The sequence below is a fragment of the Mycobacterium shimoidei genome (assembly GCF_900417275.1).
Lineage (GTDB): Bacteria > Actinomycetota > Actinomycetes > Mycobacteriales > Mycobacteriaceae > Mycobacterium > Mycobacterium shimoidei.
In genome coordinates this window covers 1,163,380-1,188,708 of record NZ_UEGW01000001.1, presented here as the reverse complement: position 1 = coordinate 1,188,708, position 25,329 = coordinate 1,163,380, and the positions used below count along the sequence as shown (strand labels likewise).

25 protein-coding genes are annotated in these 25,329 nt (G+C 66.1%); 5 read left to right on the top strand and 20 right to left on the bottom strand.

The genetic code is table 11. The annotated features are described in order from the left end of the window. The first annotated feature begins 16 nt into the window (after window positions 1-16). Entirely contained in the window at window positions 17-457 is a 441-nt protein-coding gene (locus tag MSP7336_RS05770) for a nitroreductase family deazaflavin-dependent oxidoreductase (protein WP_113963250.1), read from the top strand. A gap of 14 nt (window positions 458-471) precedes the next feature. Here the strand turns inward: MSP7336_RS05770 and eccA are convergent, their stop codons facing one another. The 15 genes from eccA to MSP7336_RS05695 form a co-directional block, all read right to left on the bottom strand. Then, window positions 472-2,334 carry a type VII secretion AAA-ATPase EccA gene (eccA, locus tag MSP7336_RS05765; RefSeq protein ID WP_113963249.1) on the bottom strand — a complete coding sequence of 621 codons (1,863 nt, stop codon included), beginning with the start codon at window positions 2,332-2,334 and terminating at the stop codon, window positions 472-474. A gap of 3 nt (window positions 2,335-2,337) precedes the next feature. After that, window positions 2,338-3,867 carry a type VII secretion protein EccE gene (gene eccE / locus MSP7336_RS05760; protein WP_113963248.1) on the bottom strand — a complete coding sequence of 510 codons (1,530 nt, stop codon included), beginning with the start codon at window positions 3,865-3,867 and terminating at the stop codon, window positions 2,338-2,340. After that, window positions 3,864-5,495, bottom strand: coding sequence for a type VII secretion-associated serine protease mycosin (mycP, locus tag MSP7336_RS05755; protein WP_113963247.1), 1,632 nt, complete (start codon window positions 5,493-5,495; stop codon window positions 3,864-3,866). The genes eccE and mycP overlap by 4 nt, the downstream gene beginning before the upstream one ends. Then, window positions 5,492-6,973 carry a type VII secretion integral membrane protein EccD gene (gene eccD / locus MSP7336_RS05750; protein WP_084226253.1) on the bottom strand — a complete coding sequence of 494 codons (1,482 nt, stop codon included), beginning with the start codon at window positions 6,971-6,973 and terminating at the stop codon, window positions 5,492-5,494. Before eccD ends, mycP begins: the two co-directional genes overlap by 4 nt. Beyond that, window positions 6,973-8,052, bottom strand: a complete 1,080-nt coding sequence (locus MSP7336_RS05745) for a MinD/ParA family ATP-binding protein (RefSeq protein ID WP_181786580.1) — start codon at window positions 8,050-8,052, stop codon at window positions 6,973-6,975. The genes eccD and MSP7336_RS05745 overlap by 1 nt, the downstream gene beginning before the upstream one ends. Beyond that, on the bottom strand, window positions 8,030-8,863 hold the full coding sequence (locus tag MSP7336_RS05740) for an ESX secretion-associated protein EspG (RefSeq protein WP_069394295.1): 834 nt from the start codon (window positions 8,861-8,863) through the stop codon (window positions 8,030-8,032). Before MSP7336_RS05740 ends, MSP7336_RS05745 begins: the two co-directional genes overlap by 23 nt. Window positions 8,864-8,894: 31 nt before the next feature. Further along, window positions 8,895-9,185 (bottom strand): WXG100 family type VII secretion target, encoded by a 291-nt coding sequence (locus tag MSP7336_RS05735; protein ID WP_069394022.1) that lies wholly within the window; start codon window positions 9,183-9,185, stop codon window positions 8,895-8,897. A 38-nt stretch (window positions 9,186-9,223) separates the two neighbouring features. Further along, on the bottom strand, window positions 9,224-9,541 hold the full coding sequence (locus MSP7336_RS05730; protein WP_181786578.1) for a type VII secretion protein EsxD: 318 nt from the start codon (window positions 9,539-9,541) through the stop codon (window positions 9,224-9,226). A gap of 133 nt (window positions 9,542-9,674) precedes the next feature. Beyond that, window positions 9,675-10,835, bottom strand: coding sequence for a PPE domain-containing protein (locus tag MSP7336_RS05725; RefSeq protein WP_069394024.1), 1,161 nt, complete (start codon window positions 10,833-10,835; stop codon window positions 9,675-9,677). Window positions 10,836-10,843: 8 nt separating this feature from the next. After that, window positions 10,844-11,143: a PE domain-containing protein gene (locus MSP7336_RS05720; RefSeq protein WP_084226254.1), complete on the bottom strand. Its 300-nt coding sequence runs from the start codon at window positions 11,141-11,143 to the stop codon at window positions 10,844-10,846. A gap of 27 nt (window positions 11,144-11,170) precedes the next feature. Continuing rightward, window positions 11,171-15,250, bottom strand: a complete 4,080-nt coding sequence (gene eccCa, locus MSP7336_RS05715) for a type VII secretion protein EccCa (protein WP_113963246.1) — start codon at window positions 15,248-15,250, stop codon at window positions 11,171-11,173. Between the two features lie 3 nt (window positions 15,251-15,253). Next, window positions 15,254-16,747, bottom strand: a complete 1,494-nt coding sequence (gene eccB, locus MSP7336_RS05710) for a type VII secretion protein EccB (RefSeq protein ID WP_113963245.1) — start codon at window positions 16,745-16,747, stop codon at window positions 15,254-15,256. A gap of 2 nt (window positions 16,748-16,749) precedes the next feature. Then, window positions 16,750-17,655 carry a transglycosylase SLT domain-containing protein gene (locus MSP7336_RS05705; RefSeq protein ID WP_069394027.1) on the bottom strand — a complete coding sequence of 302 codons (906 nt, stop codon included), beginning with the start codon at window positions 17,653-17,655 and terminating at the stop codon, window positions 16,750-16,752. Further along, complete coding sequence (locus MSP7336_RS05700; RefSeq protein WP_069394028.1) at window positions 17,652-17,966, bottom strand: DUF2710 family protein; 315 nt, start codon at window positions 17,964-17,966, stop codon at window positions 17,652-17,654. The genes MSP7336_RS05705 and MSP7336_RS05700 overlap by 4 nt, the downstream gene beginning before the upstream one ends. 32 nt (window positions 17,967-17,998) lie before the next feature. Beyond that, window positions 17,999-18,946 carry a DUF5631 domain-containing protein gene (locus tag MSP7336_RS05695; protein ID WP_308207464.1) on the bottom strand — a complete coding sequence of 316 codons (948 nt, stop codon included), beginning with the start codon at window positions 18,944-18,946 and terminating at the stop codon, window positions 17,999-18,001. Window positions 18,947-19,270: 324 nt separating this feature from the next. On the opposite strand from MSP7336_RS05695, the gene MSP7336_RS23695 reads away from it, so the two are divergent. Next, window positions 19,271-19,414: a hypothetical protein gene (locus MSP7336_RS23695; RefSeq protein WP_181786576.1), complete on the top strand. Its 144-nt coding sequence runs from the start codon at window positions 19,271-19,273 to the stop codon at window positions 19,412-19,414. On the opposite strand, the gene MSP7336_RS05690 is transcribed toward MSP7336_RS23695, so the two are convergent. From MSP7336_RS05690 to MSP7336_RS05670, 5 genes are read right to left on the bottom strand one after another with little or no spacing between them, the layout of a single operon-like run. Beyond that, complete coding sequence (locus MSP7336_RS05690; protein WP_069394030.1) at window positions 19,406-19,723, bottom strand: DUF2694 family protein; 318 nt, start codon at window positions 19,721-19,723, stop codon at window positions 19,406-19,408. The genes MSP7336_RS23695 and MSP7336_RS05690 overlap by 9 nt on opposite strands. Next, on the bottom strand, window positions 19,720-20,037 hold the full coding sequence (locus MSP7336_RS05685; protein WP_069394031.1) for an ESX-1 secretion-associated protein: 318 nt from the start codon (window positions 20,035-20,037) through the stop codon (window positions 19,720-19,722). Before MSP7336_RS05685 ends, MSP7336_RS05690 begins: the two co-directional genes overlap by 4 nt. A gap of 12 nt (window positions 20,038-20,049) precedes the next feature. Further along, window positions 20,050-21,207 (bottom strand): DUF4226 domain-containing protein, encoded by a 1,158-nt coding sequence (locus tag MSP7336_RS05680; protein ID WP_069394032.1) that lies wholly within the window; start codon window positions 21,205-21,207, stop codon window positions 20,050-20,052. A gap of 52 nt (window positions 21,208-21,259) precedes the next feature. Next, complete coding sequence (locus tag MSP7336_RS05675; protein ID WP_069394033.1) at window positions 21,260-22,069, bottom strand: C40 family peptidase; 810 nt, start codon at window positions 22,067-22,069, stop codon at window positions 21,260-21,262. Window positions 22,070-22,077: 8 nt separating this feature from the next. Next, a complete protein-coding gene (locus MSP7336_RS05670; RefSeq protein WP_113963244.1) occupies window positions 22,078-22,821 on the bottom strand; it encodes a helix-turn-helix domain-containing protein in 744 nt (247 codons plus the stop codon). A gap of 144 nt (window positions 22,822-22,965) precedes the next feature. Here MSP7336_RS05670 and MSP7336_RS05665 point away from each other — a divergent pair, with 144 nt between their 5' ends. From MSP7336_RS05665 to MSP7336_RS05655, 3 genes are all read left to right on the top strand, one after another. Continuing rightward, window positions 22,966-23,379: a WhiB family transcriptional regulator gene (locus MSP7336_RS05665; protein ID WP_069394035.1), complete on the top strand. Its 414-nt coding sequence runs from the start codon at window positions 22,966-22,968 to the stop codon at window positions 23,377-23,379. Window positions 23,380-23,475: 96 nt separating this feature from the next. Then, window positions 23,476-24,855 carry an acyl-CoA dehydrogenase family protein gene (locus MSP7336_RS05660; protein WP_069394036.1) on the top strand — a complete coding sequence of 460 codons (1,380 nt, stop codon included), beginning with the start codon at window positions 23,476-23,478 and terminating at the stop codon, window positions 24,853-24,855. Window positions 24,856-24,877: 22 nt separating this feature from the next. Continuing rightward, the gene (locus tag MSP7336_RS05655; protein WP_069394037.1) at window positions 24,878-25,219 is read left to right on the top strand and encodes a GNAT family N-acetyltransferase; all 342 of its coding nucleotides are present in this window, start codon (window positions 24,878-24,880) and stop codon (window positions 25,217-25,219) included. The last annotated feature ends 110 nt before the right edge of the window (window positions 25,220-25,329 follow it).

The window sequence follows — 25,329 nt, the reverse complement described above, 5'->3', positions numbered from 1 at the left end:
CCAAGGAGGCAAAACGATGTCAGATCCACGTCCCCCGCGTTACCTCAAACCGATGAACAAGGTGATGATGGCCATTCAGAAGCTGGGCATCCCGACCGGCCCGGCGATGGTGCTGACGGTGCCCGGACGCAAATCCGGCCAGCCGCGCCGCACGCCGATGACACCGTTCGAATTCAACGGCGACCTGTACGTGGTGGCCGGCTATCCGGGTGCCGATTGGGCTGCGAACGCGCGGGCGGCCGGCGCCGGCGTTCTCAGCCGCGGACGCAAGTCACGCCGCGTCAGGATTGTCGAGTTGACTGCCGCCCAGGCCCGTCCCGTGCTGCGCGAATTCCCGATCAAAGTTCCTGTCGGGGTGGCGTTCGCGAAACGTTCCGGGATGGTGCGCGACGGCACGCCCGACGAGTTCGAGGCGCTGGCGGGCCGGATGACGGTGTTCCGATTCGACGCGGTGTAGTAAGCGGCGGTTTCCTAAAACGCGATGGGCACATGCTTTTCCGCGCACGCATCGATGACCGCCTTGGTGATGTCTTGCGTGCGCAGCGTCTCCAGGTCGGCCACGGTCACCGAGCCACGGGCGGCGCGGTGCTGGGCCGCCACCCGTGAATCTCGCAGTCGCTCCGCACGTTCGACAACGTTGCGGGCAAACCGGCCGTTCTGCATGACGTCGATGCCGTGACTGCCGTCGGGCGCCCGGTACGCCCGCAGCGTCTTGCACGCGATGTTCAGCGCCTCGCGCGCAGCCGGTTCCAGGACCGTCGCGCGCGGCTCACCGTAACGCACCGCGATTTCGACCAGTTCGTCCGGCGTGTACGACGCAAACCGCAGCTTTCGGTTGAAGCGGCCGGCCAAACCCGGGTTGACAGCGAGGAATTCGTCGACTTGTTGCTCGTACCCGGCCCCGATGAAGCAGAAGTCGAAGCGGTGCACCTCCAGCGCGACGAGCAATTGGTTGACCGCCTCCATCCCGATCATGTCCGGCGTGCCGTCCTGATGACGTTCCACCAGTGAGTAGAACTCGTCCATGAACAGGATGCGGCCCAGGGACCGGTTGATCAGCTCGTTGGTCTTCGGCCCCGACGCCCCGATGTATTCGCCGCAGAAGTCCGAGCGCTTGACCTCGATGATCTCGGGATGGCGCACGATGCCCAGCCCCGCGTAGATCTTGCCGAGGGCCTGCGCCGTGGTGGTCTTCCCGGTACCGGGCGGGCCCACCAACAGCACGTGGTTGGTCTGACTGGCCACCGGCAAACCGGCAGCCAGCCGCAAACCGCGAACCTCGATTTGGTCTTCCAGCTCGGCCACCGCCTGCTTGACCTCGGCCAAGCCCACCTGGCTTTCCAGCAATGCCCGGCCCTCGGCCAGCAGTGCCTCGCGGCGCTGGATGTCTTCGGTTTCGCGGCGCTGCTGATCGGATTGCTCGGTCGTGACGTCCCATTTGTCGGTGCGGGTGTTGATGGTTTCCTCGTCGGTCACGACCAGTTGCAGCTCTGGATCGGCCAGCGCCTTTTTCGCGGGCTCGATGAGCGCACCGTTGACGGTGGCCTTGGACAACCAGACTTGGGCGTTGTCCTGCTCGCCGAGCAGCCGGTGGGCCATCCCCCGTACATAGGCCAGATCGGCTGCGATCAAAGGAAACTCGTTCGGGTCGATCGCTGCGACCGCGCTGTCGGTGAGCTGGTGGCGACGCGATTCGGCCGGGCCGCTGTGCCCGGCGCGCAGCTCGATTCGGTTCGTCCAGTCCAAGGCGACCAGCGGCTGGCCCAGGTGGGCGGCCGCATGAGCGGCCAGCGTGTTGGTGGCCGCGGTAACCGCTGCCATGATGACTGCCTGCGGCGGCAGATCGGCGGTGGCGACCGAGATCACGTCGGGCCAGCGCTGTGTGGCGAACATCAGATAGGCCCGTATGTGTTGGCGCCACTGGTGGTTTTCCCAGGAGTCCAGCAACGCCGAATCACCCAGCAGCGCAGCGGCTTTCTCATACTGGCCGTCGTCGATGAGGGCGCTGGCCAGCGCCAGGCCGGCGTGTGACGCCTCGGTCACCGACAGCGACAGGTAGGGCCCGGCTTTGATCGGTGCGGACAGTTGCGTTCCGAGCCGGTTGGTCTCCCGGTGCAGCCGGGCGCCGTAGGCATAGAGCTCCTGCAGCGTCGACAGCGAATCGTCACCGGTGGCGACCCGGCCAAGCCATGCGTCGGCCATCGATGGATCGATCTCGGTCGCCTCCCGGAACCGGCTTTGGGCGCCGTCCAGATCCGGCGGGCTGACGTCGAGCAGCGCCATCGCCTGATCGAACCGCTTGCGGGCGGCGACAATCGACGTGCTGCTGCTCATCGGCTAGTCCACGTGTTCGAGCTCGGACGAGGTCGGGATGCTACGCAGTGAGGATACGTAACGGTTCTCGGCGCGGAACAACTCGATCTCCACCGTGTACACCTGCCCGGCCGCCCGCACCTCCACCGTCGCCGGACCAACCTGGGTGATGGCGACGTCGACGTTCCGTCGGTACCGCTCGCCAGGTTCGCCGACCGAAACCAACGTATTCGGCCGCGGCGCCGGTGCGACCGTGCCGTCGACGACGCTGACAGTGGTGCCCGGGACTGGTCTGGGTTGATCGACCACGGCGATATCGGGCATTCGAACACTGGCCCAGCGCTGTAGGTTTCGGGTGTGGACGGTGACACGCTCGCCCGCGCCGGCCATCCGGATCACGATCCGTTTGGCCAGACTGTCTTCCGCGGCGATGTGCACCCGGCTGAAATCACCGGGGTCGTCCAGCGGCAACGCGAGCCGGTTGCCGGCCACCACCTTGCCGAGCAGAACCCCCGACGGGCCGATCGGAATAGTCAGTGGGCTCGACATGGCACCGCGGCGTAGGCCAACCAGCGTCGGCGTGGGACCGCACAGATTGGCGGCCGCGGCGTCGGCCTGCTCGCCCGGCAGTGTGCGCAACAGCACGCTGGGCGGGGCCGCGGGCGGTTGGGCGTCACGCACCGTGATCGTGGCCGTGGCGGTGCCGTCGTGGAATAGCGTGATGTTTTGGATGATCCCGTCGGCGCGCACCGTCCATCCTTGCGCCAGCGTGTCCGAGCTGATGTCGCGCGGGTGGTAGGAGTAGGTAGTCAGCCAGCCGACGTCACTGCGCACCGAGTTCCAGCGTTGATTATGCCCTTCGAGGGCGGACCGGCCCAGCCGTCGTTCCAACTCGACGATGTCGGTGGCCGTGGCGACTCTGGCGCAAATCCCCTGCTGGCGCATGGCATTACTGATCCGCTGCGCGGCCGCCAGCGTCGCCGTGCCGATCGAGGCGCGCCACTGCAGGGCCTCGGCGTTGCGCATGGCCGCGACCCGCACGACAAGCCAGGTTTCCCGTCGCCCGGCGTAGGGCGGGGTGCCGATCAGCGTGTCGTAGACCCGTGGATAGTCGCCGACGCTGCGTCGCCGCGACCCGGCACTGACCACACTGAGCGAATCGATTGTCAGACCGAGACTTTGCTGAAGCAGGGGCCGCAGATTCCAGATGTCGAGCGTGTTGTCGGTGTGCGTCGACGCCGACCCGGTGAACAGCGTTGGCGTGTGCGCCTTGCCGAGCAACTGCACCGCGGCCGTCGCGACGCCGTCCTGATACCGGACCCCTCCCCCGGCGCCGTCGTTGGCGACCGTCACCGGCTCCGTCCAGGATTGCGCCCGACCTTGCCTGAGCCACAGCGCCACCCAGGACCACGCCGGCCTGCGTCGCCAGTGCACCACACCGACGGCGATCCCGAATACCAAACCGATTGCCGCACCCGGATATCCACCGATAGCCCAGCCAATCGAGGTGGCCGCCAGGACACCGGCGATGGTGGCGAGCTTGGTGACGTTCATCTGGTGCGCCGGGCGCGAGCGACGGACAAGGCAATCACCGCGACACCAAGCACGACACCGGCGAATACCAGTGCGACCGTCCGGGCCCGGTGATCAGGTCCGGGCGGCGGCGCGGCGGGCTGTACCACACGACTCTGTGCGCCCGGCGGAACCCGTTCTCCGGCAGGCACATCGAAGGTCAACGCGGCCACCGGATCGACTACCCCGTAGCCCACCTGATTGTCGACTCCGCGCGGCGGGTTATGCGCGGTCGCCAGGATCCGGTTGATGACCTGGTGCGCGGACAATTCCGGGTACTTGGCCCGCACCAGTGCAGCGACTCCGCTGACGTAGGCCGCCGAAAAGCTGGTCCCCCAAAACGGCATCGTTCGTTCGCCCGGGCGCACCGGCGGATACGCGTTGGCGGGCGTACCAGTTTGCGGGGACAGTCCCATGATCCCGACACCGGGTGCTGCCGCGGCCACCCAGGGACCGGCGAGACTCCTGCTGATCGGCGCGCCCGCATTGTCGACCGCGCCCACCGACAGCACATAGTCGGAGAACCAGGACGGCGACGAGACCGTCTTGACCTGATGCCAGTCGCGTGGGTCAGCGGGATCCAATGGGTCGAAGGAGGGATTCTGCGCGCAGGACTCCTCCCCGTCGTTACCCGCCGCCGCGACGATTACCGCGTCCTTGATGGTGGCCGCGTACCAGACCGCGGCGCCCAGCGCACTCTGATCCAGTGGGTCGGCCGCTGAGACGCACGAGGTGACGCTGATGTTGATGACTTTGGCGCCCATGTTGGCCGCATGCACGATCGCTTTGGCCAGCGTGGCGATGGTGCCGGCCTTTCGGCTGGCCTCCGCATCGCCGGCGCGCGGATGCTCGGGCTCGTAGGCGCGGGAAGACTGCCGGATGGAGATGAGCACCGCGTGCGGGGCTACCCCGACGACGCCGTCGGGCGTGCCCGGTTCCGGGGGTGGCACCTCGGGATCTTCCGGCTGGTCGAGTGCCGGTACGCCCGGGCCGTTGGAGGGTTCATCCGGCGGCGGCGGTGGCGGTTCGGCCGGTTCGGTTTGGGTGATCGTCACCGCCGGCGGAGGTGGCGCCGGCGCGGCCGGCGCCGGGGCGTCGATCGGTGGCGGTGGCGCGGACTCGGCGCGCGCCGGCCCGGCCGGGGCCGCGAACGCTGCGCTGACCGGCATGGGTGCGGGCATCGGAATGCCCTGGGGCGCAGCGCCAATCACCGATGCCACGATGGTCCCGTGTGCGTCGCAATCCATCAGCCCGTCGCCGCCCATGATGTAGTCGCCGCCGGCGACGACCGGCAGCCGTCCGCTCGGATTGACTCCGGTGTCGATCACCGCCACCGGCACACCGTTGCCGGTCGAGTACTCCCAGGCCTTGCTGACGTTGAGCATGGTGAATCCGGGCGCGGTGACGGTCACATCCGGGTCGGCGACGGTGGTTGTGCGCGCGCACGCGTTGCTTTGCCGCATCGGCTGGTCCGGGCCGGGCGCATCGTCGGCAGGCACTCGGCTCGGGTCGACGCTTGGTGGCGGAATAGATTGAGCAGCAGGCAGATTCGTGCACAGCGCGGTCAGGGCGGTCGCCGCCGCAATCGAGAGGGTCCGGCGCGGCGTCATCGCATGCGTACCCAGGTGAACAACCCACCGATCCAGGCGGCCAACGGCAATGCCGCGGTGATTGCCGCCAACTCGAGCCATTCGGTGAGCATCCGCACCAGCGGGGTAAACCGGGTGACCGGGACCAGCAGCGCCGCGGCCAGACCGCACCCGCCGAACGCCGCCAGCGCCAACGCCGCCCACAGCACCGAGTCGGCCGAATCCGCCGGCTGGTGCACGACGTATTTGGCGACGCACACACATGTCGCCGCCGCCGCGCCGCAGACCAGCGCAACGGCCTGGCGCTTGTCGGTGAAAGCCCGCCCACGGCTGATGAAGATGAGCACGAACAGCCCGGCCAGCACCGCGGCGGGCACACTGCGGGCCCGTCCGGGCATCAGCGTCGCCCACACACCGGCCGGTAGTGCGAGCGCCGCACCCACACAGATACCGGTGAGCACCCGGTTGGCGCGCACCGCCGCCGCGGCGATCTGTTCTCCGGACGGCGTGCTGTCCGGGTTCGATTCGTCTTCGCCGCCGCTCGGCACCGGGGCGACGGTATCGGCTGGCAGCCCGTCCGCGCGACTGAACAGGTCACGGCCGGTGATCGAGCCGAAGTGCGGCGGCCGGATCCGCGCGACCCACAACGCGATCGTCGGTGCCAGCGTCAAGATCACCAGCAATGCGATCAGCGTGCACATGCCCAGCCATTGGGCAGGAATTGGTCGCCACATGCGGGCGGCGGCGACCGCGCCGCCCACCGCGCACAACGTCACCACGGCAGCAGCCACGCTGAGACGACGCCGTGTCAGCGCGGCGATGCCCCAGGCCAGCAGGGCCAGGGCGAGACTGGCAATGAACAGGTGCGCCGAGCCGAGCTGCCCGGGCGCTGCGGCCCCCGCTCCCACCGCCAGCAGCGGCACCGCGATCCACGCGAATCCGTCGAGCAGATCCCGTCGATCCGGCCACCACAGCCAAATGGCGGCCGCGCCGGCCACCATCACCAGGCCGAGCACGCCGACGGCAACGGCGGGCTGAGCCGAGTCCGTCGCCGCACGAGCGCGTACGCCCAGGGCGATCAGCGTCGCGGCAACCATCGCCAGGATCACCAGCGCGACGTGTGCCGCGGTGGCGGCAGTGACCGGTTCGAACAATTTCCTGCCGATCCGCGCCAGTCCCGTCGACAGCGACTCGTACTGCGGTTCAAAAGAATCCCCTGGCGTCGCCGGGACCAGAACCAGGGTTGCTCCGTCCTCGATGCCCAGTTCATCGAGGGTCTTGCGCACATCCAGGCGAGTGCCGTTGGCCTTGTGCAGTTCGTAGCCCACGCCGGTTTGCAGGCCGCTCATACCGCGGCGTTTGAGCTCGTCGCTGAACAGCTCGACGAGGTTGTCGATGAACATCTCGATCGGTACCGCCGCCGGATACACCTGCGAAATAAGGTGCTCGCCGTACACCACCGCGACCGCGCAGCGTGCCGGAAACGACACCTTGGCCATTAATGCGGCCTGTCCGCTTCCGGGGTGTATTTGTCGGCCAGCGCGGCGGTGATCTCAAATAGCCGCAACCGTGTTTTCTTTTTCACTTCGTGTTGTGTATCAATGATGCCGCCTTTTGCAAGATGCGGATCGTACGGCATGAATTCGACGCTAGCTCCGGATTGTGCAAAACGCTCCGTGAGATAAAGTCTGGCGTTGTTATCGTATTTGTTGCGGCTGTCATTGAGAATGATCATGCTTCGGGACACGAGTTCGTGATAACCCATCGACCGCAATAAATCGATTGAACGTGTTACCGGCAACGAGGTATCCGCAGTTAGGCCGGACACGAAAACAATGGTGTCGCACGCGTCGAACACCGCCTTCATCACCGGGTGTTCGAGGTCGTCGGAGGTGTCGACGACGATGACGTTGTGTGTGCGTCGCAGCCGCGACAGCACCCCGGTGAACATCGCCGGAACCAGCGGCCGAGGTTGGTCGGAGACCCGGTTGCCGGCCAGCACATCCAATCCGAGGCTGTTCTGCCCCAGGTGTTCCCGAATATCGGCATAGCCTTGGACATCGGTGTCATTCAGCACGTCGGAGTAATCGCCGGGCGGGGCCTCGTCGATGCGGCCGGCCAATGTTCCGAAACCGGGCGCGGCGTCGATTGCGACGACGTTCTCCGGGCGGCACTCGCGAAATACCGCGCCGATGCAGGCGGTCATGGTGGTCTTGCCGACGCCGCCCTTGCCGGAGACCACCCCGATGACGTACTGCTTGCGGATGTGGCGCCGTATGCGGGCCTGCAGCTCACGAAAGTGCCGCTCCCTCGGAGATTCACCGGGATTTATTGCGTGAAATGAGGCCGCATAAATTAACTTGCGCCATCCGGAATTCGGTGGAATTTTCCGCGGTGCGACCATATCGGAAATGCGCACTGTCTCGGAGACCGATTCCGTTTGTCCAGGACGCGTGACGGGCGATTCGCTCCAGACCGGGCCGCTCTGCTCCGACAAATCTGCGGGCGCTTTCCACGGATTAGTCACGGTGCAGATGCTAACACCGTGCTTTTGGCTAGACAGCTTTTCGATGGGCATACCACTCCTGTCCCGCGGGCAGCCGCCGCAGCATGCCTGCCACTGCGGATGCGATGGCGTTGTTCGTGCCCGGGCCCACGACCAGCCACACCCGGCCGGCATATGTCAGCTGCTCGACAACCAGTCGCCCTTCTTCAGTGTCGATGATCGTCACCGCGCCCTGGTCGATGTGCGCCCGCGCCGGCCGGTCGGTGGCCGCCCCGTATTGGATCGCGACGATGGCGGCCTGCGCGGCGCGCTGCTCGTCGGCAACCCACCGCAAGATCCTTCGCTGGTCCGTCTCGAGCCGGTGCCGCGCCAGCAGGGCGCGCAGCGCCTGCGGGCTGGCCGCTGCGGCACGCACGGCCGAGGCGTCCAGGGTGACCGGGCGCAGCGGTGCCGCCGGCCGCGACCCGCAGAGCCGCTCGATCTCGGTCGCGATTACCACGTTGGCCGGCCCCTCGGCGGCAGCGATCCCGGCTCCGTGCAGGTGAATCAGTTCGCCCGCTCGCTCGATGACCACCCACCACGTGGCGTACCTGGCCAGCAGCGCCCGCCTTGTTGCGGCCTGGCCCGGGCGGCTCAGGTGGACCAGCACCGCAACGTCGCGACGGGACAGCACCGTCAGCCACTCCAGTACGGTGGCGTCGACGTCACCTGACTCGTTGACGACGCCCCACGCGCGCAACTCGACGATCACTGGGTGCGTCAACGCCACCTGTTTGGGTTCAACGCTGGGCAGGTGCGGGCGCAGGCTCAGCTCAGGTGCCACGACTTCGATCCCGGTGAGGACCTGTAGTACCCACAGGCCGTCTAGGGTGGTCGTCAACACCTTGTCCGCCAACGCATCCCGTAGGCAGTGGCTAGATGAACGCTTGACTGATGGCTTGGTCGGTCGCCTGCGCGCTTTCGGCGGTGTCGTTGACGACGCGCCCGTGTTGGCTCACGGTGTGAATCAGGCCCTCTAAGCCGTGCAGCATCTGCTGCTGCGCGTCGAAGAACGCTGCGGCGCCGGTACCTTGGAAGAAGTCGGCCAGCGCTTGGGTGCGGTGCTGGATGTCGTCGTGAATTTCCATCAACTGCGCGGCGCGCGAAGCGACGTCGGATGCGAAACCGGTGACGGCGCCGTAGTTGTAGGTGATTTGGTCTGACATTATCTATTCCTGTCTAGTTGCTTCGCTATTGACGGGGCTTAACGCGCACCGGTGAAGAGTCCGGTAAACCCATGGGACGCATCGGCTTCGTGGTTTTCCATGAGGGCTGCGGCCCGGCCGAGTCCGTGGGCCAGCCGTTGACCACCGGCGACGGTCTGTTGTAGGTCGTGGTTGATTTGTCCTGCGGTGGCCAGCGACGTGGAGCCTGCCTGGCCATGCCAGGTCGCCACACCGATGACGTTTTCATGGCCGGACAGATATTCGTTGGCCACGGCGGTTGCATACTGCAGGGCCGATTCGATGGCCTGCTGGGTGATGCGCAGCAATTCCGGTGTCACGACAGTTGCGTTCGGCATGCCCACTCCCTGTTCTCAGCCGCTTGCACGCGGGGGTTTGGCTAGGAGTTTATGGCCGATTCGGTGGCTGTCACTTCACCTGTGGACAACCTGTTGAATTCGCGATAGCTGCTGTGGCACAACATTATTGCTGTCATTGCTGTGATTGCTCTGGATCATCGTCGGCGTAGACGTGTGCCCGCGCCACCGGCTCTTCGGCTGATTCGTCTCGGGTGCGTGGGTGCGGCCGGGATGGTGCCATCGCGACCGGCGAGGCCGTCGGGCCGCGCGATTCATTCGCGGTGCTGAACCGCTGCGGCCGCAGCCCGGCCGGCCTCCCGCCGGGCGGCGGGTCGAAGCTGTTCGCCGGGCGGCGGTAGCTGGTCAGCCCGGCGCCCGGGTAGCTGCCAGCACCCACTGCGGTCGGCCCCGCCGCGGCTCTCCCCGGGCCGGCGAGCGGTTCGGCCCCGGCAACGTCGGACGCTGCGCCCGCCGGGAACATTCCGCCCACGGACTGCAGCAGGGTTTGCGGCATGCCTGTCGATCCCTGCAGTGCTTGCGCGGGCATCTGCGCGAGCGCCGCCATCGGCTGGGCGACGCCGGAGATTCCTTGCTGCAGCGGTTGTGTCAGCGAACCGATTCGGCCCGCCGCAGCCGCGGGCACGGAGCCGATCTGCTCGACGGCCTGGGCGCCCCGGCTCGAAGCCTGCACCGCATCGCTCAGCCCGGTTTGAGCGGCGGTGCCGGCCAGGGCCGCACCGGCTGCAGTCGGCCCGGCGGGTGACGCACCGATCGGCGCGATGGGCGGCGGCACTGCCAGTGCGGCCGTCAACGCGCTCAGCGCAGCGGAATACGCCCACCCCACGCTGGAATTGTGCGGCCAATGCTCACCGAAGTATTCGGTGTCCAGCGCGACGATTTCCGGTGTCCGCACACCGAAGAAGTTCGTGGCATTGGCGGTCGCCCACTCGTCGCGGTTGGCTTGGCATACCGCCGATGGGATCACCGAGGAACTCGCGGTGCTGAACGCGTCCGCGGCTGCTTGCGTGATCGCGATCTTTTCAGCGATCCACGCGATCAGGGCCTGCAGCGCGGTGTTGATCCCCACCACCGTCGCGGTCGACGCGGTGGCACCCATGCCCTGCCAGCATGTGGCGGTGGTTGCCGTATTGGCGGCCGAAATACCCATCGATGTTTCGTGGCAGGCGGTTTCGGCGGTCCAGGCAGCATTGTTGGCCAGCACCGACGCCGGGCAACCGGTTTCGAAGGTGGCGGCGATTGCTTCGGGTGGACCAGCCCATCTCGGGTCGGCCATGGCCTCTGCTAGGCCAGGTTAGCCGCGCGCAGCGCTTCGCTCGCCACGTAGGTGCCCGACCCGAGCGCTTGAGCCCCGGCGAAAACGGCCCGCTGGCCCACATGTTCGCCGGCAGCCGCAAGGTAGGCCGCGCCAGTAGCGTTCAACGCAGCCGAGAACGCCGCCGAGTCGGCGTCTGCCGCCATCGGTGTCACCGTAGTCAGCGCGGGAGCGACCATGGCGGTACCGGCGGCCATTTCCGCTCCGATCCCCGCTTCCGTCGCCGCCGACACGTCGACTGCCCCCGGAACTACGTTGAGTGGCAACATTTTTCTCCCCTCCATTTTAATTTTGGGCTACTCAGGAATGCCGACCAGCACCCCCTCGATCGCCCCGTCGGTGGTCACCAACAAACCTCGGCCCGGCGCCAGTTGTTGTGCGCTGACTCGACCGGAGACTTTGACCGTGCCCGGGTCGTTGTCCATGAACAGCGTGGGTGCCCGAGAGCTGGTCATCTTCTGCAGGAACGGGTTCATCACCGAAATCCCGGCCCAGTTACCGGGAAGGCGAGACGCGATGACGTGCAGGCCGATCTCGCGGCTGCGCTCGATCAAGCCCCACAGCGGCGCGGTGGCGGCGGGCTTGCCGATCTCGCCGTGCGGTCGCAGTTCGTGCTCGTCGTCGATCAGAACGAAGTGGCGCGACCCTTCCCAGCCGCTGCGCCTGAGCAACTCGTCTTGGCTTAGCCCCGATGGTGGCAGCCGGTCACGCAGGACTTGCGCCAATTCCGTGATGACGTCGTCGATGTCCTCGGGCGTATACGCGTAGCTGCGCACATGGGGGGCGCGGATTTTCCCGATAAGCGACGTCTTCGGGTCGATGATGGTGATCTGCGCCTGCTCGGGCGTGAACCGGCCCGCGATCGCGTGGCCCAGCGCCGCCAGCGTTGTTGTCTTTCCGCACCCCTGGCGACCGACCACCAGCAGGTTGGGCAGTGTGCCCGCCGGAAGCGATACCGGTTGCAGGGCGCTTTCCCCGATCGCGAACGGGATGCTCATTTCCTCGGTCGCCTCGGCGGTGTCGGCAAAGTCGGCGATGATCTGGCTCAGCGCAACGCGTTCGGGCAACCGGGCAAGGCTTCGCACCTTGCGGGCTCCGGTCAGCTCAGCGATGAGTGCTCCGGCCTCGCGGGTCGGAACCCGTGCGCCGTTGGTGGCGGTGATCTCCGGCACCCCGACCAGCAGCTCGTATCCACGCCTGGTCAGACCAAAACCCGGGCGGTCCAGGGTGTTTCGCGCCGCTCTGCGCTGTTCGACGGTGGTACCCATCTGTGATTCTTCAGGATTGCTGAGTCGTAACTGGATTCGGGCGTTCGACACATTCAGCAGCGCCTGCTTCTGACCCACCAGCCAGGCGTTGGCACTGGTGATCACGTGTACGCCATATGACAGACCTTGACGTGCAATCGCGATCGCGCGATCACCGAGTTCGGAGTCTTTGTCGTAGAGGTCGCCGAAGTTGTCGATGACCAAAAATACGTCGCCGAATTCGTCGTCCGGGTCGGTGCCACCGCCGCCCGCCGCACCGAAGCGCCGTTCACGGAATTCGCTGATGTCGATTTGATAGTGCTTGAACGACGCCTCCCGGGCGCGAATCAACGCCTCGACGGCGGCCACGGTGCGCGACACCCCTTCGCTGTCGGCCATACTGACCACCGCGGCCACATGGGGAATGTCCTCGACCGGATACAGCGACGCGCCGATACAGAAGAATGTCACCCGCTCCGGCCGGTACATCAGTGCCGCGGACATGATCAACGTCATCAATGTGGTCGACTTGCCGCGTTGAGCGGTGGCGACCACCATGATGTTGTCCATCTCGGCGTCGATCCCGTGGACGCGCTGCGCGTGCTCCTCGGGGATATCGACGATGCCCACCGGGAACACCAGCCCGGGGTTTTGCCCATAGTCGACGCGCCAGTTCTTACCGCGCCAGCGTGACACCAGCGCGTCGACAGGTTCGCTGGTTTCCAAAGGCGGAAGCCAAATCTGGTGCGGAGGCCGTGCCGAGTGTGACCCAAGCGAGTCACGCACGACGTCGACCAGTTTCTTCTTCCGGAAGCCGTCGGAATCGTAAAGATACTCGTCTGGTTGGTCCGGCTGTTCGGCCGCCGACAGCGTGGCGCTGTCGGCGTCGCTGAGAGGCTGGTATTCCCACGTCAGTGGCCGCGGCTTGGAGAAGCTGATGTCAACGGTGCTAGTGGGGTGGGCGACTTTCTTGGGCACGACGAACGGCGCCGAGACGTAAAAGCACCGGAACTGTTCTAAGTCCCGCGGCCCAACCTTGAGCAAGGCGTACCCGTTTTCCTTCGACGGCAGGTGCAGTGCTGCGTCGCTGCCGATCACATCGCGGGAATCCTCAGCGGTCTCGGCGCGCAGGGCCACCCGGAACGCGATGTTGCTTTTCACCTTGCTCAGCGACGACAGATCCAGCCGCTGGCCGCCGAGAGTGAAGAAGACGTTGCAGCCCCGGCCTTCTTGCCCGATGTGGATGACCAGATCAATCCAATCCGGGTGATGGATGAACAGTTCCAGATACTCGTCGATGATGACCAGCAAGATCGGCACTGGCTCGAGGTCGCGTCCCGCCAGTCGCATCTCCTCATACTCGTTGGCGTCGCGGGCGCCGGCCTCCTTGAAGAGACGGTAGCGTCTGGCGATTTCGCCGTTGATGGCTTTGCGCATTCGCTCGGCGAGGTGGCGGTCGTCGTTGCCGAGGTTGGACAACGAGGCGGCAACGTGCGGAAATCCCTGCAGGTCTTGCGCGGCGGATTCGAACTTCATGTCGACGAAGATCACGATGAACGTTTCCGGTGAATGTGTCAGCGCAATCCCGCTGCACAGCGACAGGAAGTATTCGGACTTACCTGAGCCGGAGGTGCCGATCACCACCGAGTGAAATCCGAAGCCGCCGAAGTCCTTGGCGCGCAAGATCACGTATTGCAGTTCGTTGTTGGGCTTCACGCCGACCGGAACCATCGCCCACTTCGGGTCACCGCGACCGCGGCTTTCCGCCCACAGCCGGTCGACATCGAGGTGGCGGGGATCACCAATGCCGAGCGCTTTGAGCAACTCGCCGCCCTGGCTGTCGGTTTCGGTGACGTCGCCGGAGCTGGTCGGCGTCCACCGGGCCATCGCCCGCGCGTAGCGGTTTGCGGTGCTCTCGGCGAGCAGGTCGGCCACCGCATAGAACGCGTCCTGGTGATACAGCTTGCCGCCGCGGAGGGTGAAGCGCTCCTCCGCGGTGGTGAAACCCACCCCGGTGCCGAGGCGAGTTGCCAACCGCAGCACCGTGATACCGGCCATGCCCTTCTGCCCGGTGACGCCCTCCCATTGTTCCGGCGTACCGACGGCATCGTCGACGATCACCCAATGCGGGCCGAGCGTCAGGCCGGGCATTGCCTCCAGCGGTGACGACATCGACGTCGGGCTGGTCCCGGTGGGCGGCGTCCATGGACCGCGCCCTTTGCGGTGCAACTCGGAATCGAGTGCTTCCTCGAGTTCGGTAGGCGAGACGAAGATCAGTCGCCGCATCCCGCACGCGTCGAACATCTCGTCGTGCTGGTTGTGCGGCAACCACACCAGCCAGGACCACAGCTGCGGATGGCGGGTGACCACAAGGAATTTCAGGTCGTTGGGGCTGTGATAAACCGCCAGTGAGCACAGGACCGCACGCACCAGGCGGTGCAGTTCGCCCTGGTCGTCACCGACGAAACTGAAGCCGGGCTTCGACCGCAGGCTCAGCACCTTGCCGATTCCGCGGATCTTGCTCTGCTCGAGGATGAAATCTCTTAGCGCACTGCCGGTTACCGGTTCCAGCTCTTCACCGACCGGGACGTCGGGCCACTGCAGCGACACCGCGGATTCATTGGCCTGTTGAACCCCGATCCCCAGGCGGACATCGAGGAAATCCGGGTCGCTGGGCCGGCGCTCCCACATCCGGGGACCACCGATGACGGTGTCCAGCTGTTGCGGGTCGGCATGGACGAACAGCTGGCTACGTCGCTGATCCTGGACGGCACGCTGGATTTCGTCGCGGTCCTCGTCGAGCTGACGCAGATAGACGCGGCGTTGCTTTTCCTGTTCGCCCCAGGTGATTCGGCGTCCTCGACCGAAACGTCCGCTGAACATGAGCGCGCCGAAGCCGACCAGCCCCATCATCGGGAAGAAGCCCGATTGCAAGGACCGGATGCCGGACACGTACATCACCACAAGTGTCCCGAGAATCCCCACCAGCAAAGCCGGTAAGGCGATCATCAGCAACATGTTTCGCGGTTCGCGTTCGGGCAGCGCGAGCGGAGGAGCAACCACCACCCGGGTCGGTGAAACGACCGGTGGCGCGGTGCGCGCGCCTCTGGGGAAACCTCGCTTGGACACCCGCTAACCTCCGGTCGAGTGGTCGACGCCCGGGACCGGCGCCACTGCGCCGCCGGCGGTGACAGCATCGCGGGCCAACAGCGCGCTGTCGCGACTGATCGCCGGTCCGGGCGCGAAGGTACGCACTATCGCCCACGGCGCCTGCACGGCCAGGCCGGGATCCAGCGCCAGCGCTCGCAAAGTGGCCCGGTCCCATTGGATTCCGTACCTGACACCTTGCGGCGACAACCAATACAGGCTTTCCCGGCTTTCGGAGGTGACGGCGCCGCTCGTCGTCGCAACGAAGTTTGCCGCCCCCGGCATCACCAACGCCTGATCGGCTTCCACCGAATCGGGCCCGCGGTCGTCACGCACCAGACGCACCACCCGCGACTGCATGTTGGGAGGCACCGGCAGCCGCCGACCGCTGATGATCGTGGTTTCGGCCTGTGGTTCGCCGCTCTGTTTCGTCCAGGCCAGACAGGTCACCGGGTTGGCGACGGTGTCGATGAAGGTCAGCTTCCCGGCGGGATAGTAGTCGACATCGAGCACGTCCACCGTGGGGATGTTGACCAGCTTGTCGGGTGACACCAGCCTCGGCGTCGGCGAATTCTGCGAATTGGCGGTGCGGACGATGTCGGCGACGAAGCCGCTGACCTTCTGCACGCCGCCGGGCAGCAGCACATAGAACCCACTGACGACCCCGTTGGCGTCGCGGGTTTCCAGCACTGTTCCCACCGTCTCGTCCGGTAGCCAGGTCGACGGCGTCCCCACTTCCGGAATATCCGGCACCACAAGAGGTTCGGTTGCGGGCATGGCGTCGAACAGAGCATTGGAGATTTCGATTGGGTGCGTGACCGTCGGATCAAGACCCAAGTTGAATGTCACCGACCGGTCCCGAAGGTCAATACCTGATCGGCGTCCGCCCCAGATCACGTAAGTCGAGCCGTGGTGGTTCGCCAAGATGGCCTGCTCAGGCGCCATCGGACCGGCCCGAGCGGTGTCGGTGAGTGCGCCGGCGATTGCGGTCACCACGGGCTGTGTGCCGCTGCCGGCAGCGGCGGCGGTGTCGCAAACCGACCACGCGGAGTTCGGCTCGGAGGAGACCGCAAAATCGCTTGGCACTCCGGGGATGCCGATCATCGGACCGGTCGGGTACTTGTCGATCTCCGAGGACCGAACCCAGGTCGGCGTGCCGCCGTTGCCCACGGCGAGGCGCGCTGAGGTCAGGTTGAGCGCGGGATACAGCCGGCCGTCGATCTTGGCGTAGATCGCCCCGCTGTCACGATCGCCGACGATCACCGACTCCCCCACCAGCCCTGCCGGCTTCAGGAAATGCAGCAGCGCCATCCAGCCCACCCCGAGCAGGACTAGCACCATCGACAGCGCCAACGCCGCTTGTTGTTTGCGGTCATCATGCTTCATTCGGACCGAATAGCGGGTGATCGCGGCGCGTAGCCGTCGGTTGTAGAACAGGTGCCCCGAATTCTGATCTCGGTTGGACAAGTTCAGCGGCACGATCAATATCCTTTCGGCGGCCGACGCGCATCCGCCTGCTGCACCAGTGCAACGAGATTCTCCCCGTTGGCGGCAACGCCGTACCGATGCATGACATAGTTCATCGACGCACAGATATTGGCGACCGGATCGTAGATATTGGTCGAGGTGCCCGCCTGGTGATAGCGGGCGAACGTAGCGGGGATCGTCTGGGTGATACCCCGCGCGTAGCCGAGGCGATAGCCGTCCGGTTGCCGCGGTCCCGGCTCGGTGGCCGGCTCCGAGGCCACCGCAGTGGGCCGGCCACCTGATTCTCGGGCGATCAGCGTCTGGTACCCGTTGAGCCAATTGCGCCGGGCCGCGCGATCGGTGACGCCTAGGTGGTCGAGCGCGGCGTCGATGTAGTGCCGAGTCCGATCGGCCGGCCATGGATGCCGCTCGTACCGGACGGCACCAAGCGTGGCACCGCCTGGCGTCGACCGGCGTAGATAGCCGAGCCGGCGCAGCCGGCGCGCCAGCCGCCCCGCGTGTCGATGCGAGCGCTGGATATGGCGGCGCTGCGCGCGGAGTCGAGCAGCCATGCGCCGCAATGCCTCTCGCCGCCCCATGGTGGTGTCCGCGGCTGGCATCGCGTCGCCGTATGCGTCGTGCAGGACGCTGCGGGTGGCATGCCGTCCGCGCCGATGGTCAGCGCCCGCGTGCACCAGTGCGGCGGCGATGTGACGATCAACCGCGCCAGCCCGCCGCAGCCGAGCAGTGAGCTGGCGCGTCGCCGGCGCCGAGACCGCCTGCTCGGCCGGTGTGCTGGCCTTAGTTGTTCGGGTGAGCAGGTCGGCGGACGCATCGGCGAGCTCTGGTTCGCCGCCGTATAGGCCGTGCCCGCGAGTCAGGAGCTCGACTGCGTGCACGGCAAGCGGATCGGGATTCATCGAGGGTTGCCACCGTAGCGTGTTGCATTGTCGGCTTCGGCCTCGGCGCGTAGCGCCGCGATCGCGAGGTTCAACCGATCCGCCAACTCGCAATGGGTGTAGCTGGTCATCACGTCGGGGTGCAGTGCCAATTCGATCAACTTGCCGTCCGAATTGGCGATGGCATGAATATCACCCAACTCAACGCTGTAGGTGATGGATTCAGCCTCGGCGACAAGCGTTTCCCATCGGTCGGCGGCCTCGCTGAGGTCCCGTAGCACCGATTCGACGAGATCCTTGTCACTTCGCTCCCGACTGTGCGCCCCCGACATCGTGTCAGTATGTCGACGGCCAACGACCAGCGTCAATTCAGGTTTTCAGACCGTTGCGCAGATTTGCTGACCGCGGGCGCGTTGAGGGCCTGGTACCAGGCGAAGTGGTAATTCGCCGTTATGCGGTCCCCGGTGGCGATGCCCTCGGTAGCGGCCAACAACAGGCAGTCGAGCAACAGGTCGTGGTCGACGGTCGGGTACTGGCTCACCAGCTGCAGTCGGGTGGTTTCCAGGCAAGCGTGCAACTCGTCGATCTCGGCTGCCAGAATGGCCGTGCGCTCGGCACCCGCTTTGGCCAAGGTGTGCACTATCCGCGGCAAGCCGTCACGCCTTTGGGTTGCGGCGCACAACAGCCAGCCCAGATCGTCGATCGGCGGCAACCGCCGCGGCCATACCGAATTCGCAGCCGTGTCCAATTCCGTTGCCCAGCCGAAAGACCATCCCAACGGATCCCCGGGAGCATAGGCAGCCACGGCCGTCGTCGGGCCCAGAAGGTCGGTCGCGGTACCGATGCGATGCTGCGGCGGCAGCAACCGCACGTCGGCCGGCACGGCGATACCCGGCGGTATCCATCCCCCGGCGATGTCGGTGGTGACCACCGTCATGCCGTTCTCTTTGTCTCCGGCGGCCCAACACAACCCCGGCTCTTGCCGGGCCATGAACTCGACGAGCTTGTGTAGTCGTTCGTCGGCCGACTGCGGTTGAGCGGTGTTGGGCGGCGCCTGCGGCGCCGGCGCGTCGGGCCCGATCTCCGCTTCCCGGTTGTCAGACGGTGCCGATGTGACGACCGGCAGCGGCGCAGTGTCATCGGCGCTTGGCCCCTCAGCGGGCCCGGGGGGAACCGGCGGTAGCTGTTCGGTGGGAAGGTCCTCCAGCTTGTTGCGCAACCGGCGCAGGGCCGCTTCGACCCGCTGGGCGGCCACCGCTCGCGCGTCGTTGACCACGCGCGTCTCTTCTGCTTGGCGCGCGGGAGCGGTCATCGCGGCATGCCTGATCGCGTTCAGCTTGTGGTTGGCCGACCGAGCGATTCGTTCCAACTCTGCCCTGAGATGCCTTGCCACCGTGACGTTTTCAGGGGATCCTCGGGACAATTCGTCCGGCCATAGACCATCGATCACCCAAGGTGTGCAGTCAACGCCCGAGCCGAAGGCCGGAATCGCGAGTGATTCCTGAGCCGCTCTCCGGAGACGCTGACGCGCCGTATTCCATCCGAAGATCGCCACCGGCTAAGCGTACCGTCGCCGTCGAGGAGTCCAAATAGTGCGTGAATTGTGGGCGGAGCGTAGCGACAGTAGCGTCAAACCATGGCTGATTCTGCGCTGCACCAACAGCTGCACGAAACATGCGTGTTGCTGGCTCGCGCGCGAGAATTGTTTGGCGCCAACCCCATCGATCCGCCCACCGATGTCGTACCGATGCCCGGGGCGGTGAGTGGCTGGTTACGCTAGCTGCGGTCGAGAGCGGCAGTGCAATCGATGGGCCAGTAATTTTTCGACGGCCGCATCGAGGTGGGCGGTGGTGGGAACCTCAGCTGACGGAGTATGCCCGGCCTCGACGATTTCGCGGCGTATCTGAAGCAACGCCTTCAGATAGGAAACGTCTGCGGCCAGCAGAATGCCTTGCGCCAACGTCGCCGCGTCGGTGTCCATCGCCCCCTCGCTCAGCGCCAGGCTGTGCAGATATCCGCCGCGACAGGACCGGACCAGGATCTGCCCGCTCGGGTGCACCGTGTCGAAGTCCGGATTGGCATCACTCATCGTGCGTCGTCACCGATGCGGTCCAGTGTGCGCGCGGCGTTGTCCTCGTGTTGTTCCCATAGATCCGCGGCCGCGCGGAGCTTGTCGGCGATGTCGGCGTGATCGTCGGCTTGCTGTTGATAGCACTGTCGCCGCTGGTCGAGCAGGTCGCGGCCGGCGTCACGCAGCGCACCGAAGATCGGTCCGAGGGAATCCAGGCTTTCCTGGATCGCCGGATGCGACGACGGGATTGCGCGTAGGTACTCGGCCAGCTGATCGTGGTGGTCGGCCGCCGCGCGTAGGTCCGCCGGCACCACCTGGATTTTCTCTGCCATCGTTGTCTCCTTCTACCCACCGGCGGGCCTGGTCGGCGCCGGCGCTTCGGGGCGGGCCGGTGCGGCGGCGCTCACCGGTGCGGGCGGATGTTCCCAGCCCAGAAAACTCGGTCCTTTCACCGTGGAAATGTGCTGAATCTGTCCGTTGAGTAGGGCCTTGCTGTTGCCGAGCGCAAGCGCGTGGTGATCGGTGAACATGCCGATGTCGCCCGGGACCACGCGCTCTGGATCGATCGGCTCCGTGACTGCGGTACCGGCTGGCGGGATGGTGATCCCCTGTTGGCGGAACGCGTCCGGAATGGGTGTCCCACTCGCAGCGGCCTTGATCGCCGCAGCGAGTTGGGGGCTGGCAGCGGTGACCGTCTCACCGCTCGGCAACGTGACCGTAGTTGGTCCGCTCGGCGGTGGAGCTTCCGCCGTGGCTGATGGCGCCGGCGCGTCGTCATCAGAGCCTGGTTGGTCGGCATCGGCCGAGCCGCGGTCTTCTTCGCGCAGCAGATCTTCCGGTACATCGTCAACAGGCTCGCTCGATCCCCTGCCCAGTTCCGGTGCCGATCCGGGCGATGGCATTGCGCCCGGCATGCCCAGGGGCGGTATTGACCCCGGGACCGCTCCCCCACCCAGACCCGGGAAGCCCGGCATTGTCGGCGGCATCGGCATCGCCGCGTCGCCTCGCGGCGCTGGGTCCGTGGACATCAGGTCGGGATAGTCGTCGACCAACGAATCCAGGTAGGGGTCCATCTCGGCTTCCGGCAAGGCCGTTGGCGCCTTGCCCGGGGCCGGTGAGTCCGGTGAGTCCAGGGTTCTCGAACTGTCATACAGCGACGTCCACGCCGCCATGAGCGCCGACTTCGACGTATCGTCGAGGCCGGTGTCGGCCACCACGGCGCGGATGTCTCGGAGCTTGCCGATGAGAAACCGCTGCATGTCCCGCGCCCCCGACGGAGTGTCGAGATCGGTTCGGGTGCGGATTGCCGCCTGAATGTCCTGCTGCAGACGGTCGAGCGCGTCGCGGCCCTGGACTGTTTGCAGATGCGCGTTCAGTATCGCGTTGATTACCTGCAGGTCGATCTGGGCAACAGCTGAATTCTGGTGCGCCAAATGGGCTTCCGCACATCGAATGCTGTCTGCCGCGTCGCCGAGCTGGCGCTGCGGAACCGGCCCTTGCATGCGGCGACCGTAGCCGCAGCCGTGTTCGCCGACAATTCACTTGTTAGCCGACTTACGGCAGCGGCCGCCGGATCTGTACGTGGTCGCCCAACCGGCTGATCCGCACCGTGGCGCCGGCATGAGGTGCCTCGACGACCAAATTGTTGCCGATACACATTTGCACGTGCCCCGGGTGGGGGAACACCAGGTCACCTGGTCTGGCTTGCCAGCGCGGCACCGGAATCCCCTCGTGAATCTGCTGATAGGTGGTGCGGCTCAACCGGATTCCGGCCTGTGCGTACGACCATTGCACCAGCCCGGAACAATCGAACTGGCCGGGACCGGTTGCGCCCCAAACGTATGGCCGGCCCAACTTGGACAGCGCCGCACGCACAGCAACCCCGGCGCGGCCGCAGGCCGGCGAGAACCTGGCGGCGCGCCGGCGCAACGCGCGATAACGCAACGCCCGCAGGGCCGCCGAGTGCCGCCGGGCGCGGGCCCGAGCCGACAACACATGCCGGCGTTGTGCGTGCAGTCGCGCCACCCGCCGGCGTACGGCTTCCCGCTGGGCGAGCGGCGCGTTGGATGTGCCCCGGTCGGCACGGGCCTCGTCGAGTACTCGCTTCGTGTCGTGGTGCGCCGCCAGGTGGTCGTGGTGGGCCGCACCGACGACGGTCGCGACCGCGGCGTCGGTGTCGGCGGCGGAGCGTAATGCGGCGCGGCTGCCACTGACCGCGAGCTGGTAGCGCGCCCCACCAGCACCGGTAAGCACCGCAGCGCCCGGAGCCGGAGCGTCGTGCACCGCGATGAGCGTCGCGGGTGGGCCGGCAGCTGCGAACAGTTGGTGCGCTCGGCCGAGCACTTCGAGTTCGCCCTGGCTCATCGGCCTCCTTAATCGCCGGCGTGCTCCACGAAAGCGCGAACGCGGGGGAGTGCGCCGGGAGGGATCACACCGCTGTTTCGGATATCCCACATTTCGTCCGCGGTGATCCCCAGGAGTGCGGCGATGACAGGTTCGGGCAGCGACGATCGCGCGCAAGCTTGGTCGAATCGGGCACTCAAGCTGGTCGGCATGCGTTGAAGCAGCTCGGTGCGGGTGGCGTCGATCGCTTGCAGATGCCGCATGATCCGACTGGCCGATTCGGGATCGGCGTTGACGGCCACCCGCCACGAGTTCGCGGCCAACAGCTCCGCCTTCACGCACTGTCCGATCACAGAGAGAATATACGTCTCATATTCGTTTGATGTTTTCGCTGGCAGGCGATTGATCACCGAGTTGAGCGCTTCCAGCTGAGCTTCGGCGTATTTCTCCAGCACTTCGGTGTCGCCGTGGCGGTCCACGACAATCGCCCCTGGGGGTCGTGCGGACATGCCCTCGGTGGGCTTCGCGCCGGTCAGCTGGGCCAGCTCGGCCATCGGATCGGACGCCACCAGGAGCCGGTTGTAGGTTCCCGGTGGCAGCCCAAGCCCGTTTTCTACCTTTTGAATCGTGGTTTTATGCGGCTTGCGCGCGCCGCGCTCCAGATAGCTCAGGCCCATCACGCTGACGCCGGTCGCGGCGGAAAGGTCGGCAAGCGACCAGTCGAGCGACTCGCGCACGGCCCGCAGCGCCGCTCCCGCTGATTCACGGCTCACCGCAGCGCTCCGCACATATCCGAATATTACAAGAGCAACCGTGGCTGTCTCGTTATATACGTATTTGTAGCGTTTCCTTGCGGCGAACATCGGAGTGTGTATACGCTTCCGCCTACGTTTTACACCTGTAGAGGAGGCGCCCCGATGGGTTACCCGTGCTCAGTCAATCCTGACCTTTGGTTCGGCTACGCCGACGACGATGGCGGCGATGGCGCCGCGAAGGCCCGCGCCTACGAACAATCGTCGACCGAGGCGCGGCTGCTGTGCTTGCGTCGCTGTCCGCTGACACAACAGCGCCGATGCGCCCATGACGCCGTCGAGCACCGCGAGGAGTACGGGGTATGGGCCGGCGTGAAACTGCCCGGCGGGCAATACCGCAAGCGTGAGCAGCTCGCCCAGGCCCACGACACGTTGCGGCGGATCGCCGCCGGCGAAATCAACTCCAGGCAACTACCCGAAAACTCTGCGCTGCTGGCGCGGCGGGAGGGCGACGCCGTCGCGGTGACGACCACGGTGTTCCACCTGCCGACCGTGCTCGGCCCGCCATCGGCGGCCTGACCCGCGGGTTTGACCGGCCCGCAAAGCGGCAACTGCTCGGGTCAGAAGAAGTGATCGGCGACCTGACGCCGATGGCTGTGACTGCAAGGGCACATCATGGGTTTCGACTTGACACCGACGGCAGCACAGCACGACTTGGCCAAGCGCACACACGAGTTCGCCGAGACGGTGGTTCGCCCGGTCGCCCTCGGCTACGACCAACGGCAGGAATTTCCCTGGCCGGTGCTCGAGGAGGCCGCCGAGCAGGGCTTCTACAGCCCGTTGTTCTACCGCGACCTCATCGGTGACCCCACCGGGTTGTCGTTGCCGATGTTCATGGAGGAGCTGTTCTGGGGTTGCGCCGGAATCGGATTGGCCATCGTCATGCCGGCGCTGGCGCTGTCGGCGATCGGGCAGGCCGCGTCTGCTGAGCAGATGCTGGAGTGGGCGCCGGAATGTTTCGGAACGCCGGGCGACATCAAACTCGCGGCACTGGCGATCTCCGAACCCGAGGGCGGCAGCGACGTCCGTAATCTGCGCACCACGGCCCGACGCGACGGCAGCGACTGGATCATCGACGGCCACAAGATGTGGATCGGCAACGGCGGTATCGCCAACGTGCATGTGGTCAACGCCGTCGTGGACGAGGAGTTGGGCCACCGCGGCCAGGCGTTGTTCATCGTCCCCGGGGGCACACCCGGGTTGGAGCTGGTGCGCAAACTCGACAAACTCGGTTGCCGTGCGTCGCATACCGCGGAGTTGCGTTTCGACGGTGTCCGCATCCCGGAGAGCAATTTGCTTGGCGGACAAGAAAAGCTCGAGCACAAACTCGCCAAGGTCCGCGAAGCCGGCGCTGGGAAAAGGTCCAGCTCGGCAACACTGGGTACGTTCGAACAGACCCGCCCGATGGTCGCCGCGCAAGCGATCGGCATCGCCCGCGCCGCGCTGGAGTATGCCACCACCTACGCCACGCAGCGGGAAGCTTTCGGCGCACCGATCATCGACAACCAGGGCATCGCATTCCCGCTGGCCGAGTTGGCCACCCAGATCGATGCCGCGCGGCTACTGACCTGGCGCGCGTCCTGGATGGCGGCGAACGGAATCGCGTTCGACCGCGGCGAGGGTTCGATGTCGAAGATGGCCGCCAGTGAGGTCGCCGTCCGGGCCACTGAACGCGCGATCCAGACGATGGGCGGCTGGGGCTACATCACCGATCACCCAGTGGAGAAGTGGTATCGAGATGCCAAGCTGTACACCATTTTTGAGGGCACCAGCGAGATCCAGCGGATCGTGATCTCGCAGGCGCTGGGCGCCTCGGAAGGCGCTTTGCCACTGCACTTCGAAATCGAGCCGTCCGGCGGTCCGCTGAATCGGATGTTCGGTCGGGGCACTTTGTTGCGGTCGCGGGCAGCCGGCGCGGCGCTCTCGGCCAAGGACCGGATCCCTGAACCGGTGCTGCGCATCGCGATGAAAGCGCTGCGGCCACCACGTCGGTGAGGGCCGTATGGTTGGGGAACAAATGGCAACAGACAAAACCGGCGCGCAAACCACGGTCAGCGCCGAAGCGGGCAAGTACACGATTGGTGTCGACGGCAAGACGGTCGGCCACGCCAACGTCGCCGACCGTGATAACCAGCGCATCTTTTATCACACCGAAATCGACCCTGACTTCGGCGGACGCGGGTTGGCGACCATTTTGATCCAGGAGGCGCTTGAGGCCACCCGGGCGGACGGCAAGCGCGTCGTCCCGGTCTGCGAGATGGTGGCCGGCGTGATCAAGAAGAGTCCGAAGTTCCAGGACATCGCGGACCCGGTTACCCCGGACATCCAGCGCTGGGTGCAGACGTTGCCGCTGGACTGACGCCTGCGTTCGCGCGCAAAAAGCGGAACGGGCGTTGTTTCCACAGCCTTAGGATTACCGCAGTGCCTGCGTGCCGCCACGGGGTGGAATGATGTTGCTCGCCGCCGGGC

Bases quoted from the DNA above. Each gene is read 5' to 3' on its own strand.
- MSP7336_RS05655 (WP_069394037.1), top strand. From the start codon at position 24,878: ATGGCAACAGACAAAACCGGCGCGCAAACCACGGTCAGCGCCGAAGCG.
- eccA (WP_113963249.1), bottom strand. From the start codon at position 2,334: ATGAGCAGCAGCACGTCGATTGTCGCCGCCCGCAAGCGGTTCGATCAG.
- MSP7336_RS05735 (WP_069394022.1), bottom strand. From the start codon at position 9,185: ATGTCAGACCAAATCACCTACAACTACGGCGCCGTCACCGGTTTCGCA.
- MSP7336_RS05675 (WP_069394033.1), bottom strand. From the start codon at position 22,069: ATGAGCCAGGGCGAACTCGAAGTGCTCGGCCGAGCGCACCAACTGTTC.
- MSP7336_RS05720 (WP_084226254.1), bottom strand. From the start codon at position 11,143: ATGTTGCCACTCAACGTAGTTCCGGGGGCAGTCGACGTGTCGGCGGCG.
- MSP7336_RS05730 (WP_181786578.1), bottom strand. From the start codon at position 9,541: ATGCCGAACGCAACTGTCGTGACACCGGAATTGCTGCGCATCACCCAG.
- MSP7336_RS05725 (WP_069394024.1), bottom strand. From the start codon at position 10,835: ATGGCCGACCCGAGATGGGCTGGTCCACCCGAAGCAATCGCCGCCACC.
- eccE (WP_113963248.1), bottom strand. From the start codon at position 3,867: ATGAACGTCACCAAGCTCGCCACCATCGCCGGTGTCCTGGCGGCCACC.
- MSP7336_RS05770 (WP_113963250.1), top strand. From the start codon at position 17: ATGTCAGATCCACGTCCCCCGCGTTACCTCAAACCGATGAACAAGGTG.
- eccD (WP_084226253.1), bottom strand. From the start codon at position 6,973: ATGGCCAAGGTGTCGTTTCCGGCACGCTGCGCGGTCGCGGTGGTGTAC.
- MSP7336_RS05685 (WP_069394031.1), bottom strand. From the start codon at position 20,037: ATGGCAGAGAAAATCCAGGTGGTGCCGGCGGACCTACGCGCGGCGGCC.
- MSP7336_RS23695 (WP_181786576.1), top strand. From the start codon at position 19,271: ATGGCTGATTCTGCGCTGCACCAACAGCTGCACGAAACATGCGTGTTG.
- MSP7336_RS05690 (WP_069394030.1), bottom strand. From the start codon at position 19,723: ATGAGTGATGCCAATCCGGACTTCGACACGGTGCACCCGAGCGGGCAG.
- MSP7336_RS05695 (WP_308207464.1), bottom strand. From the start codon at position 18,946: ATGACCGCTCCCGCGCGCCAAGCAGAAGAGACGCGCGTGGTCAACGAC.
- MSP7336_RS05705 (WP_069394027.1), bottom strand. From the start codon at position 17,655: ATGAATCCCGATCCGCTTGCCGTGCACGCAGTCGAGCTCCTGACTCGC.
- MSP7336_RS05660 (WP_069394036.1), top strand. From the start codon at position 23,476: ATGGGTTTCGACTTGACACCGACGGCAGCACAGCACGACTTGGCCAAG.
- MSP7336_RS05700 (WP_069394028.1), bottom strand. From the start codon at position 17,966: ATGTCGGGGGCGCACAGTCGGGAGCGAAGTGACAAGGATCTCGTCGAA.
- MSP7336_RS05680 (WP_069394032.1), bottom strand. From the start codon at position 21,207: ATGCAAGGGCCGGTTCCGCAGCGCCAGCTCGGCGACGCGGCAGACAGC.
- MSP7336_RS05745 (WP_181786580.1), bottom strand. From the start codon at position 8,052: ATGCCCATCGAAAAGCTGTCTAGCCAAAAGCACGGTGTTAGCATCTGC.
- mycP (WP_113963247.1), bottom strand. From the start codon at position 5,495: ATGACGCCGCGCCGGACCCTCTCGATTGCGGCGGCGACCGCCCTGACC.
- MSP7336_RS05665 (WP_069394035.1), top strand. From the start codon at position 22,966: ATGGGTTACCCGTGCTCAGTCAATCCTGACCTTTGGTTCGGCTACGCC.